Origin of the sequence: Enterobacter sp. P82, assembly GCF_037053385.1 — a bacterium.
Classification (GTDB): domain Bacteria; phylum Pseudomonadota; class Gammaproteobacteria; order Enterobacterales; family Enterobacteriaceae; genus Enterobacter.
In genome coordinates this window covers 55551-67930 of the sequence record NZ_JBALHX010000007.1, presented here as the reverse complement: position 1 = coordinate 67930, position 12380 = coordinate 55551, and the positions used below count along the sequence as shown (strand labels likewise).

The following is a 12380-nucleotide window of genomic DNA, read 5'->3' as shown; positions in this document are numbered from 1 at the left end:
ACTGTATATACACCCAGGGGGCGGAATGAAAGCGTTAACGACCAGGCAGCAAGAGGTGTTTGATCTCATCCGGGATCATATCGGCCAGACGGGTATGCCACCCACGCGTGCGGAAATCGCTCAGCGTCTGGGCTTCCGTTCTCCGAATGCTGCTGAAGAACACCTGAAAGCGCTGGCGCGTAAGGGCGTGATTGAGATTGTTTCGGGCGCGTCACGCGGTATCCGTCTGCTGGTGGAAGAAGAGACGGGCATTCCGCTGGTGGGGCGTGTTGCTGCCGGTGAGCCTTTACTGGCACAGCAGCATATTGAAGGTCACTACCAGGTTGATCCGGGCATGTTTAAACCGAGCGCTGATTTCCTGCTGCGCGTAAGCGGCATGTCGATGAAAGACATCGGTATTCTTGACGGTGATCTGCTTGCGGTTCACAAAACGCAGGATGTGCGAAACGGTCAGGTTGTGGTCGCGCGTATTGATGACGAAGTGACCGTTAAGCGTCTGAAAAAACAGGGTAATACCGTACAGCTGCTGCCTGAGAACAGCGAATTCTCCCCGATTGTGGTGGATCTTCGCGAACAGAATTTCTCTATCGAAGGGCTGGCAGTAGGGGTGATTCGCAACGGCGAATGGCTGTAATCTCTTCCTGACAGGCTACGGCGTTGCTGTAGCCTGATTCCTTTACCTCTCCCGGTATTTTTCATGTCACTGCTGACGGCATCAGATAAGGCATTGTGGCGTCTTGCACTGCCGATGATTTTTTCCAATATCACCGTGCCCCTGCTGGGTCTGGTCGATACTGCTGTTATTGGTCATCTGGATTCACCTGTTTATCTTGGCGGTGTGGCGATTGGCGCGACGGCAACCAGCTTCCTGTTTATGCTGCTGCTCTTTTTGCGCATGAGTACTACCGGACTCACGGCACAGGCGTATGGTGCAAAAGATCCGTTGCGTCTGGCGCGCGCGCTGGTGCAGCCACTCATTCTGGCGCTTGGTGCGGGGGCATTAATCGTTGTATTGCGCTCGCCCCTGATTGACCTCGCGCTTCATATCGTTGGCGGTAACGAGGCGGTGCTGGAGCAGGCGAGACGTTTCCTTGAAATCCGCTGGCTCAGTGCGCCCGCATCGCTGGCTAACCTGGTTCTGCTGGGATGGTTACTGGGCGTGCAGTATGCCCGCGCGCCCGTCATTTTGCTGGTAGTGGGAAACCTTCTCAACATTGTGCTTGATGTCTGGCTGGTAATGGGTCTGCATATGAACGTGCAGGGGGCTGCACTGGCGACGGCAATTGCCGAATACGGGACTTTTATCATCGGCCTGTGGATGGTCTGGCGTGTGCTGGCGATGCGCGGGATCTCTCTTGCGCTACTCAAAACCGCATGGCGCGGCAATATCCGTAAGCTGCTGGCACTCAACCGTGACATCATGCTGCGCTCACTTCTCCTCCAGCTCTGTTTTGGCGCGCTGACGGTTTTCGGGGCTCGGCTGGGGCCAGACATCGTCGCGGTCAATGCCGTATTGATGACGCTACTGACCTTTACCGCCTACGCGCTGGACGGTTTTGCCTATGCTGTGGAAGCACATTCCGGCCAGGCATATGGTGCGCGCGAAAGCGGGCAGCTTCAGGATGTCTGGCGGGCAGCCTGTCGTCAGTCGGGGTTGGTGGCGCTGGCATTTGGTCTGGTTTATGCCGTTTTTGGCGAGCAGATCATTGCATTACTCACCTCACTTCCCACACTGCGTGAACTGGCGAGCCACTATCTCATCTGGCAGGTGATCTTACCGGTAGTCGGTGTCTGGTGTTATCTGCTGGACGGCATGTTTATTGGTGCGACGCGCGGAGCCGAAATGCGTAACAGTATGGCGGTGGCAGCAGCAGGGTTTGGTCTGACGTTGCTGACGCTCCCCTGGCTTGGCAATCACGGTTTGTGGCTGGCGTTGGCCGTTTTCCTCTCGTTGCGGGGGCTGTCTCTGGCCTTTATCTGGCACCGTCACTGGCGAAACAACACCTGGTTTCCCTCGCGCCCCGATATATCATGACGGTTAAAGATTCCGAATATGAAATTAACCACAGAATCCTTAACTACAATAATTATCACGTCCAGCAGAAAAAACGTAACGGACGTTACGACCTAACGCTTAACATGAGGACACGATGATGAATAAAGACGAAATCAGCGGCAACTGGAAGCAGTTCAAAGGTAAAGCGAAAGAACAGTGGGGTAAGCTGACAGATGACGATATGACAGTCATTGAAGGTAAACGCGATCAGCTTGTCGGTAAAATCCAGGAGCGGTACGGCTACGCAAAAGACCAGGCGGAAAAGGAAGTCGGCGACTGGGAAAAACGCAACGACTACCGCTGGTAACCGGGTTATACCCGAAAGTACAAGGAAGTACACCCTGAGGGCGGCCATGAGCCGCCTTTTTGGTTGCTAGCGAGGTTTTTTCTTCACAAGAATTGTGTGGTCGTGCTGGCACTTATCGTGATGGCTGCATGATTCCACTTCGACACAGGCAGAGCACAGGCCGTGTGCTTCAATAACGTTATGACGCAAGGCAAAGCCCATTTTGGCCGCCAGCGTATGCATAATGTCTTCGACACCTTCAGCCCCTTCTTCTTTTACCACGCCGCAGCGGTCGCAGATAAACATGGCTGATGTATGGGTTGGCTGGTCAAACAGGTGGCACAGCACATAGCTGTTTGTGGATTCAACCTTATGCACGAACCCTTGTTCCAGCAGGAAATCCAGCGCGCGATAAACCGTAGGCGGTTTGGCCTGCGGCTCGCTTTCGCGGAGCAGGTCGAGCAGATCGTACGCGCTGATGGCTCCCTGTTGCAGGCTCATCAGGCGTAATACCTCAAGGCGCTGCGGAGTCAGGCGCACATTGCGTTGCGCGCAGAGCTTTTCGGCCTGCGCTAACAGCTCTTTTGTGGACTTATCCATTTAGCACCCCGGATGTTATAGGACGGAAAACCCTCACTTTATCATGTTCTGCTAAAAACACCGAGATCCGCCTGTCTGTGCTATACCTGACGCATTGCAAACCGGGAAACGAACAATGAAAAGACCTGACTGTATTCGACACTGGCGCGATGTGGAAGACGCTGATAACTCAACTTATCCCGACAGTGACGAGCGTTTTTCCATAGGTGCGCCGTTGGCTCGCAAGCTCGGGCTTGGGCGTATTGGCATCCATCATGAGCGTTTACCCCCCGGACGTCGGACATCCTATCCCCATGCGGAAAGCGACGAAGAAGAGTTCATTTACGTGCTTGAAGGATATCCTGAAGCCTGGATTAATGGCTATTTGTGGAAGCTTGAACCTGGCGATAGCGTAGGGTTTCCCGCCGGAACCGGCGTCTGCCACACCTTTATCAACAACACAGACGAAGAGGTTCGACTCCTGGTAGTTGGCGAAGCCAACAAGAAGCACAACCGCATCTACTATCCGCTCAACCCAGTGTATGCCGCCACGCGAGAAGATCGCTGGGTCGATCACCCGCCCCAGTTTTTCGGGCCGCATGATGGAAAACCTGGGAAAAAATAATTTCCTCTTCTATAAATATTGAGGACCGTCACAAATTACAACAGGTCTGGTTAGAATTTAACTTAAGGAAATGGCGGGTCTTTTTGTACTTATTCACAGCAATAGTTCGTACCTGTTTGGGTGATAACAGACAGGGGTTATTTCATAACAGACTATAAGACGAGCATACTGTGAAAAAACATTTTAAATTTTTGGTGGTTAGCATCGCCGTCTCCTTGTTTATGGCAAATCAGGCTGGAGCAGCCAATACCTGGACAGAAGCACGTAGCGATGCGATGGGGGGAACTGGGGTCGCGGCTGGGAGCTATGGCAGCGGGGTGTTAATCAACCCGGCGTTGCTTGCAAAGGCGAAACCTGACGATGGTATTACAGTGATCCTGCCATCTATCGGTGCGCAAATTTCAGATAAAGACAATCTGCGCGATAAGATTGATGACATCAGCGATGATGTCAGCAACTATCGCAGTACCCTGGATAATATCAATCTTATCGATCTCCTTAATCCTTCAAGCGCTGCATCGCGACAGGTCTCTGCCGCCGCAGGCGACCTTGCCGATCAACTGGATTCACTGAAAGGGAAAACCGCCAGCGGTAAAGCGGGAGGTGGGATCGCTGTAAGTATTCCTAATGACGTGCTCTCAGTGGCTTTCGTGGCCAAAGCCAATGCACGCGCGCGCGTGAGTTCTTACATCGATCAGGGCGATATTGAAAAGTTACGCCTGGTAGAAGATGTTCCTGCTGCAGCGCTTCGCATTAATCCGAATGATTTGAAGTCAAAAGGTTTTGGTCGTGCGGCAATCGTTTCAGACTATGGCGTTGCAGTGGCGCGTCAGTTTGATATCAGCGGCGTGCCTGTTTCCGTGGGTATCACTCCTAAGCTGCAACAGACCTGGCTCTACAACTACACGGTCTCGATCTACAACTTTGACAGTGGCGATATCAACAGCAGTCGCTATCGCAACGACGATACCGGGTTTAACGTTGATGCCGGCCTTGCTGCTGATTTCGGCGAAAACTGGACGGTGGGTTTGACCGGTAAAAACCTGTTCTCGCGTGATATCGACACCAAAGAGGTGGATGGCGTGCGCGATACTTACCAAATCAGCCCTGTCGTTACGGCGGGTGCGGCCTGGCATACCGATCTCCTGACACTGACGGCGGATGGTGACCTGACCGAAACCAAAGGTTTTAAAAGCGAAGAGAACTCCCAATATGTTGGCGTGGGTGCGGAAGTGACGCCATTGAGCTGGCTGGCGGTTCGCGCAGGTTATCGTGCTGATGTGAAAGACAATGACAGCAATGTCTTTACCGCAGGTGTGGGCTTTGCACCGCTTAACACGGTTCATATCGACCTGATGGGTCTGTATGGTGAAGACGAAACCTGGGGTGCGGGGGCGCAACTGAGCATGACGTTCTAAAGTCCACCGGAGGCGCTGCGCCTCCGGCTTTTCTTTGTGCTATAGTAGCGCCCCTTTTCACCAGATGCTTAAAACTTCGCCATGTCGTCAGAATTACAGACTGCTTTCCCTGCACACCGTTTCTCCATTGCGCCAATGCTCGACTGGACGGACAGACACTGCCGCTACTTCCTGCGTCAGCTCTCCCGCCATACGCTGCTGTACACCGAAATGGTGACCACCGGGGCAATTATTCACGGTAAGGGCGACTATCTGGCCTATAGCGAAGAAGAGCATCCGGTTGCCCTGCAGCTGGGCGGCAGCGATCCGGCCGCGCTGGCGCAGTGCGCGAAGCTGGCAGAAGCGCGTGGCTACGACGAGATCAACCTCAACGTTGGCTGCCCGTCTGACCGCGTGCAAAACGGTATGTTTGGCGCGTGCCTGATGGGGAATGCACAACTGGTGGCGGATTGCATTAAGGCGATGCGCGATGTCGTCTCCATTCCGGTCACGGTCAAAACCCGTATCGGCATTGACGACCAGGACAGCTACGAATTCCTGTGTGATTTCATTAATACGGTATCCGGAAAAGGTGAGTGTGAGATGTTCATCATCCATGCACGTAAAGCCTGGCTCTCTGGCCTCAGCCCGAAAGAGAACCGTGAAATCCCGCCACTGGACTACCCGCGCGTGTATCAACTAAAGCGTGACTTCCCGCACCTGACGATGTCGATCAACGGCGGCATCAAGTCGCTGGAAGAGGCCAAAGCGCATCTGGAACATATGGATGGCGTGATGGTCGGTCGCGAGGCGTATCAAAACCCGGGCATTCTGGCGACGGTCGATTGCGAAATCTACGGTGTAGAAGGCGCAGATACCGATCCGGTTGCGGTGGTTCGTGCCATGTATCCGTACATCGAACGCGAGCTGAGCAATGGCACATATCTCGGCCATATTACCCGCCACATGCTTGGCCTGTTCCAGGGCATTCCGGGCGCGCGTCAGTGGCGTCGTTACCTGAGCGAGAACGCGCATAAAGCCGGTGCCGACATCGAGGTGCTGGAACATGCGCTGAGACTGGTGGCTGATAAGCGATAAATTTCGCTAAAAGATCGTCAAATTCACCACGCCCTGCAAATTTTTGCGGGGCGTTTTGCTTTTAGAACAATGGGTTAGTTTTGGCATGCTTTTTGTAATGCTTACTGCATTACTCAGGAGCGTGTGGGAGAAAAACATGCTGGAACTACTTTTTGTGATTGGCTTTTTCGTCATGCTATTAGCCACGGGCGTTTCGCTGCTCGGCATTCTGGCCGCTATCGTTGTCGCCACGGTGGTGATGTTTATCGGTGGATTATTTGCCCTGACGATCAAGCTGTTGCCGTGGCTGCTGCTGGCTATTGTGGTGGTGTGGGTGATACGGGCGATTAAAACGCCAAAAGTGTCCACTTATCAGCGCAATAACCGCTTTCGTTACTAAGGTATTGAGGGGTTCGTCACATACTTGTAACTTTTCTGGTGGCATTGCTTAGAACAGAATAGGATTTACTTATCGAATCTGTCACTATGACTGCCGCTAAAGAATTCATCGAGCTGTACCCTACATACAGCCGAACTAAAAAAAGAAAGGGCTTCCTCAGGGAAGCCCCATTTCTTTTCTGGATTCAGGGAATTAACAGACTTGAACCCTGCGTCACCCTGCTCTCAAGTACCTCATGCGCGCGCTGTGCATCGGCAAGCGGATATTTCTGTGCATCTGCCACATCCACTTTAATTACCCCACTGGCGATCAGCGAGAACAGCTCGTTACTGGCTTCCTCAAGCTCTTCCCGGTTAGTGATGTAACCTTGCAGGGAAGGGCGAGTCACATACAGTGAGCCTTTCTGGTTCAGAATGCCAAGGTTAACCCCGGTCACAGCACCTGACGCATTCCCGAAGCTCACCATTAGCCCGCGGCGCTGCAGGCAATCGAGAGACGCTTCCCATGTGTCTTTCCCCACCGAGTCATATACCACTCGCACTTTTTTGCCGTTGGTGATTTCTTTCAGCCGCTCGACAATGTTTTCTTCACGATAGTTAATTACCTGCCAGGCTCCCGCCTGCAAGGCGCGCTGCGCTTTTTGCGCATTGCCCACGGTACCGATCAGTTTCGCCCCCAGCGCTTTTGCCCACTGGCACGCGATCAGCCCCACACCACCCGCAGCGGCATGAAACAGGAACTGCTCGTCAGGTTTAATTTCGTAGGTTTTACGCAGCAGGTAATAGACCGTAAGCCCTTTCAGAAATGAGGCGGCAGCTTGCTCAAAGGAGATGGCGTTGGGCAGCAGGGCGGCTTTATCCGCCGGGACGTTGTGGACGGAACTGTATGCCCCCAGAGCAGATTGGGCGTACACCACGCGATCGCCCTCTTTAAGGTGCTTAACGGCATGGCCAGTTTTGATAACCACTCCTGCCGCTTCGGTACCCAGGCCGCTCGGCAGTGACGGAGGCGGGTAGAGGCCTCCGCGAATATAGGTATCAATGTAGTTGATACCTATGGCCTTGTTTTCAACCTGAACTTCGTTTTCGCCTGGTGCTACAGGGGTAAATTCCACCGCTTTCAGCACTTCTGGCCCACCGTGTTTCTGGAATTCAATGCGCGTTGCCATGCTCCCTCCGTAAGAAAAATATGGTAATCTTTCGACCCACTCTTTATCTCGGTAACTCCATTCACTATGGCAGGAAACAAACCCTTCAACAAACAGACTGAACCTCGCGAGCGTGATTACCAGGTCGCAGGCTTAAAAGTCCCGCCGCACTCGATTGAAGCGGAACAGTCGGTGTTGGGCGGTTTAATGCTGGATAACGAACGCTGGGACGACGTCGCTGAGCGCGTGGTGTCTGAGGATTTCTACACCCGACCGCATCGTCATATCTTTACCGAAATGGCGCGTCTGCAGGAGTCGGGCAGCCCGATTGACCTGATCACACTTGCGGAATCGCTGGAGCGACAGGGACAACTGGACAGCGTCGGTGGGTTTGCCTACCTGGCAGAATTATCGAAAAATACACCAAGTGCGGCGAATATCAGTGCATACGCCGATATCGTGCGTGAACGTGCTGTAGTGCGTGAGATGATCTCGGTGGCGAATGAGATCGCCGAGGCTGGTTTTGATCCGCAGGGGCGCACCAGTGAAGATCTGCTCGATCTCGCCGAATCCCGGGTCTTTAAAATCGCGGAAAGCCGTGCAAATAAAGATGAAGGCCCGAAAAACATTGCTGATGTGCTCGACGCCACCGTCGCCCGTATCGAACAACTGTTCCAGCAGCCACATGACGGTGTGACCGGTGTGAACACCGGTTATGATGATCTCAATAAGAAAACTGCTGGCCTGCAGCCGTCGGATCTGATTATCGTCGCGGCGCGTCCGTCGATGGGTAAAACGACATTTGCGATGAACCTCGTCGAAAATGCGGCGATGTTGCAGGATAAGCCGGTGCTGATTTTCAGTCTTGAGATGCCCTCCGAGCAGATTATGATGCGTTCCCTGGCGTCACTCTCGCGCGTGGATCAGACCCGCATTCGTACCGGTCAGCTGGATGACGAAGATTGGGCGCGGATCTCCGGTACCATGGGCATACTGCTGGAAAAACGGAATATCTATATTGATGACTCCTCCGGTCTGACGCCGACGGAAGTCCGCTCCCGCGCGCGTCGTATCGCCCGTGAACACGGCGGTATCGGCCTTATCATGATCGACTACCTTCAGCTGATGCGCGTCCCGTCGCTCTCCGACAACCGTACGCTGGAAATTGCAGAGATTTCCCGCTCACTCAAGGCGTTAGCCAAAGAGCTGCACGTGCCCGTGGTGGCACTCTCACAGCTTAACCGCTCCCTGGAACAACGCGCCGACAAACGCCCGGTCAACTCCGACCTGCGTGAGTCTGGCTCCATCGAGCAGGATGCTGACTTAATCATGTTTATTTACCGTGATGAGGTTTATCACGAGAACAGCGACCTGAAAGGGATCGCCGAAATTATTATAGGTAAGCAACGTAACGGCCCAATCGGTACGGTACGTTTGACCTTTAACGGACAGTGGTCGCGTTTCGACAACTATGCCGGTCCTCAATATGATGATGAGTAATTTCTAAGGAATTCAAATGCAAGCGGCAACAGTAGTCATTAACCGCCGCGCTCTGCGACACAACCTGCAACGTCTGCGTGAACTGGCTCCCGCCAGTAAGCTCGTTGCAGTCGTGAAAGCGAACGCTTACGGACACGGTCTTCTTGAGACCGCGCGAACGCTCCCCGATGCCGACGCCTTTGGCGTCGCCCGTCTTGAAGAAGCCATCCGACTGCGTGCGGGTGGGATCACACAACCCATTTTGTTGCTGGAAGGCTTTTTCGAAGCCACTGATTTGCCCACTATTGCCGATCAGCACCTGCACACCGCCGTTCACAACGAAGAACAGCTGGCTGCGCTGGAAACCGCCGAGTTAAGCGAGCCGGTAACCGTGTGGATGAAGCTCGATACGGGCATGCACCGACTGGGCGTCCGTCCGGAAAACGCACAAGCGTTTTATCAGCGTTTATGCCAGTGCAAAAATGTGCGCCAGCCAGTGAACATCGTCAGTCACTTTGCTCGTGCTGATGAGCCTGAATGTGGTGCGACCGAACAACAGCTCGATATCTTTAATACCTTCTGTGAAGGTAAGCCGGGAATGCGCTCGATTGCCGCGTCTGGTGGTATTTTGCTGTGGCCGCAATCCCACTTCGACTGGGCGCGTCCGGGCATTATTCTTTACGGCGTATCGCCGCTGGAGAACAAACCCTGGGGACCGGATTTTGGCTTCCAGCCGGTGATGTCATTGGTGTCTAACCTGATTGCCGTGCGTGAGCACAAAGCGGGTGAACCCGTAGGCTACGGTGGAACCTGGATCAGCGAGCGTGATACCCGGTTAGGCGTTGTGGCGATGGGCTATGGTGATGGCTATCCACGTGCCGCACCGTCGGGTACGCCAGTGTTGGTTAATGGTCGCGAAGTGAAGATTGTTGGTCGCGTGGCGATGGACATGATTTGCGTCGATCTGGGGCCGGAAGCGCAGGAGAAAGCGGGTGACGCAGTGGTGATGTGGGGTGATGGCCTGCCCGTTGAACGCATTGCTGAAATCACGAAAGTGAGTGCTTACGAACTTATTACACGCCTGACGTCGCGGGTGGCGATGAAGTACGTAGATTAACTTATTGCTGGAGTGAGAGTGTTACTCTCACTCCACGTTTATTAACATCCCCTCGATCTTCTGCCATATCCGGTTTATTGTTGAAATCCCTGCCTCATCGAATTCCGGAGAATCATCGCGTGTTTCAGAAAGTTGACGCCTATGCCGGCGACCCCATTCTCTCCTTAATGGAGCGTTTCAAAGAAGATCCTCGCAGCGACAAAGTGAACCTCAGTATCGGTCTGTATTACAACGAGGATGGCATTATTCCTCAATTAAAAGCCGTTGCCGAAGCTGAAGCACGCCTTAACGCTGTACCGCATGGCGCATCGCTTTATCTGCCGATGGAAGGGTTAAATACTTACCGTAACACTATCGCACCGCTGCTGTTTGGTGCCGATCATCCGGTGCTCGCGCAAAAACGTGTCGCCACCATCCAGACGCTTGGCGGATCGGGTGCGCTAAAAGTCGGCGCAGACTTCCTGAAAAAATACTTCCCGGATTCCGGGGTGTGGGTCAGTGATCCTACGTGGGAAAACCACGTGGCTATCTTTGAAGGCGCAGGTTTTAAGGTCGCGACTTATCCATGGTTCGACAACGAAACCAACGGTGTGCGTGTAGAGGCATTACTGGAAAAACTGCACACCTTGCCGGAGCGCAGTATTGTGCTGCTGCATCCATGTTGCCATAACCCGACCGGCGCGGACCTCACTAATGACCAGTGGGATGCAGTAATTGAGGTACTGAAAGCGCGTAATCTTATCCCGTTCCTCGACATTGCCTATCAGGGCTTTGGCGCAGGCATGGAAGAAGATGCTTACGCCATTCGCGCCGTTACCAGCGCAGGTCTGCCGGCGCTGGTGAGTAACTCTTTCTCTAAAATCTTCTCTCTGTACGGTGAACGCGTCGGCGGTCTGTCCGTGGTGTGTGAAGATGCCGAAGCCGCCAGCCGCGTGCTGGGTCAGCTGAAGGCGACGGTGCGCCGCATTTACTCCAGCCCGCCAAACTTTGGTGCGCAGGTCGTCGCCACGGTTCTTGGTGATGCGCAACTGAAAGCATCCTGGCTTGCTGAAGTGGAATCAATGCGTACGCGCATTCTGGCGATGCGTCAGGAGCTGGTTAACGTCCTGAAAGAGGCCGTGCCGGGCCATAACTTCGACTATCTGCTCAAGCAGCGCGGGATGTTCAGCTATACCGGGCTGAGTGCCGCTCAGGTTGATCGTCTGCGCGAAGAGTTCGGCGTCTATCTGATTGCCAGCGGCCGTATGTGCGTGGCGGGGCTGAATGCCAGCAATGTTCAGCGCGTGGCGCAGGCCTTTGCTGCTGTAATGTAAGTAAGTGATCACATTCTCTCTTCTTTCAGAAGAAGAGAATGTGATCTTTCTTCTTTTTCGCTGATCCATAAGCAAAAACTCCTTTCCTTCGCTTCCCGCTGGGGTTATGGTCGGATAGTTTTTTGACCATTCGCTCAAAATAAAACGATAACAAACTGAATATTCAGGGGAAAACATGCGCAAGATCACACTGGCGCTCAGCGCCGCCTGCTTATTGTTCTCGCTTAATAGCGCAGTCGTTGCGCGAGCTTCCGCGCCGACGCCGCTTTACACCGGAACCACCGCCGCCATCCTTGCCGAGCAGGCACCTGTTCACTGGGTCTCTGTGGCACAAATCGAAAACAGTCTGATGGGGCGTCCGCCAATGGCCGTGGGCTTCGATATTGACGATACTGTCCTGTTCTCAAGCCCGGGTTTCTGGCGCGGTAAGAAAACATATTCACCGGACAGCGAAGACTATCTGAAAAACCCGGAGTTCTGGGAAAAAATGAACAACGGCTGGGATGAGTTCAGTATCCCGAAAGAGGTCGCCCGATCGCTTATTGCCATGCATGTTAAGCGCGGCGACAGCATTTACTTTGTTACCGGACGCAGCCAGACCAAAACGGAAACAGTATCTAAAACCTTGCAGGACGATTTTCTGATCCCTGCCGCTAACATGAATCCGGTCATTTTTGCGGGAGATAAACCCGGTCAGAACAGCAAAACGCAGTGGCTGGAGCAGAAAAATATCAAAGTGTTTTATGGCGATTCTGATAACGATATCACGGCCGCGCATGATGTGGGGGCCAGAGGGATCAGGGTGTTACGCGCCTCTAATTCGACCTATCGACCACTGCCGATGGCCGGGAAATTTGGTGAAGAGGTGATTGTTAATTCTGAATACTGAGGTATGCTGGTTTTT

The 12380-nt window shown here is 53.5% G+C and carries 13 protein-coding genes; 11 read left to right on the top strand and 2 right to left on the bottom strand.

Annotated features, from left to right (window positions below; genetic code table 11):
* The first annotated feature begins 25 nt into the window (after positions 1-25).
* The 3 genes from lexA to WB237_RS21035 all read left to right on the top strand — a co-directional run bounded on the left by lexA (position 26) and on the right by WB237_RS21035 (position 2363).
* Complete coding sequence (gene lexA / locus WB237_RS21045; protein ID WP_025757830.1) at positions 26-634, top strand: transcriptional repressor LexA; 609 nt, start codon at positions 26-28, stop codon at positions 632-634.
* 63 nt (positions 635-697) lie between these two features.
* Complete coding sequence (dinF, locus tag WB237_RS21040) at positions 698-2035, top strand: MATE family efflux transporter DinF (RefSeq protein WP_336216084.1); 1338 nt, start codon at positions 698-700, stop codon at positions 2033-2035.
* Between the two features lie 118 nt (positions 2036-2153).
* Entirely contained in the window at positions 2154-2363 is a 210-nt protein-coding gene (locus tag WB237_RS21035) for a CsbD family protein (protein ID WP_028017939.1), read from the top strand.
* Between the two features lie 66 nt (positions 2364-2429).
* Here WB237_RS21035 and zur read toward each other — a convergent pair whose 3' ends face one another.
* Entirely contained in the window at positions 2430-2942 is a 513-nt protein-coding gene (zur, locus tag WB237_RS21030; RefSeq protein WP_336216081.1) for a zinc uptake transcriptional repressor Zur, read from the bottom strand.
* 115 nt (positions 2943-3057) lie between these two features.
* On the opposite strand from zur, the gene WB237_RS21025 reads away from it, so the two are divergent.
* The 4 genes from WB237_RS21025 (at position 3058) to pspG (ending at position 6420) form a co-directional block, all read left to right on the top strand.
* Positions 3058-3546, top strand: a complete 489-nt coding sequence (locus WB237_RS21025; protein WP_336216080.1) for a cupin domain-containing protein — start codon at positions 3058-3060, stop codon at positions 3544-3546.
* A 170-nt stretch (positions 3547-3716) separates the two neighbouring features.
* Positions 3717-4964: a conjugal transfer protein TraF gene (locus WB237_RS21020; RefSeq protein ID WP_336216078.1), complete on the top strand. Its 1248-nt coding sequence runs from the start codon at positions 3717-3719 to the stop codon at positions 4962-4964.
* A gap of 81 nt (positions 4965-5045) precedes the next feature.
* The gene (gene dusA / locus WB237_RS21015) at positions 5046-6041 is read left to right on the top strand and encodes a tRNA dihydrouridine(20/20a) synthase DusA (RefSeq protein WP_336216076.1); all 996 of its coding nucleotides are present in this window, start codon (positions 5046-5048) and stop codon (positions 6039-6041) included.
* A 136-nt stretch (positions 6042-6177) separates the two neighbouring features.
* Entirely contained in the window at positions 6178-6420 is a 243-nt protein-coding gene (gene pspG / locus WB237_RS21010) for an envelope stress response protein PspG (protein ID WP_028017934.1), read from the top strand.
* A 184-nt stretch (positions 6421-6604) separates the two neighbouring features.
* Here pspG and WB237_RS21005 read toward each other — a convergent pair whose 3' ends face one another.
* Positions 6605-7588 carry a quinone oxidoreductase gene (locus tag WB237_RS21005; RefSeq protein ID WP_114979540.1) on the bottom strand — a complete coding sequence of 328 codons (984 nt, stop codon included), beginning with the start codon at positions 7586-7588 and terminating at the stop codon, positions 6605-6607.
* Between the two features lie 66 nt (positions 7589-7654).
* Here WB237_RS21005 and dnaB point away from each other — a divergent pair, with 66 nt between their 5' ends.
* The 4 genes from dnaB (at position 7655) to aphA (ending at position 12365) form a co-directional block, all read left to right on the top strand.
* On the top strand, positions 7655-9067 hold the full coding sequence (gene dnaB / locus WB237_RS21000; RefSeq protein ID WP_025757838.1) for a replicative DNA helicase: 1413 nt from the start codon (positions 7655-7657) through the stop codon (positions 9065-9067).
* A 16-nt stretch (positions 9068-9083) separates the two neighbouring features.
* Positions 9084-10163, top strand: a complete 1080-nt coding sequence (alr, locus tag WB237_RS20995; protein ID WP_336216072.1) for an alanine racemase — start codon at positions 9084-9086, stop codon at positions 10161-10163.
* A gap of 119 nt (positions 10164-10282) precedes the next feature.
* Positions 10283-11476, top strand: coding sequence for an aromatic amino acid transaminase (tyrB, locus tag WB237_RS20990; protein ID WP_336216069.1), 1194 nt, complete (start codon positions 10283-10285; stop codon positions 11474-11476).
* Between the two features lie 175 nt (positions 11477-11651).
* Positions 11652-12365: an acid phosphatase AphA gene (gene aphA / locus WB237_RS20985; RefSeq protein ID WP_028017930.1), complete on the top strand. Its 714-nt coding sequence runs from the start codon at positions 11652-11654 to the stop codon at positions 12363-12365.
* Positions 12366-12380 lie beyond the last annotated feature (15 nt).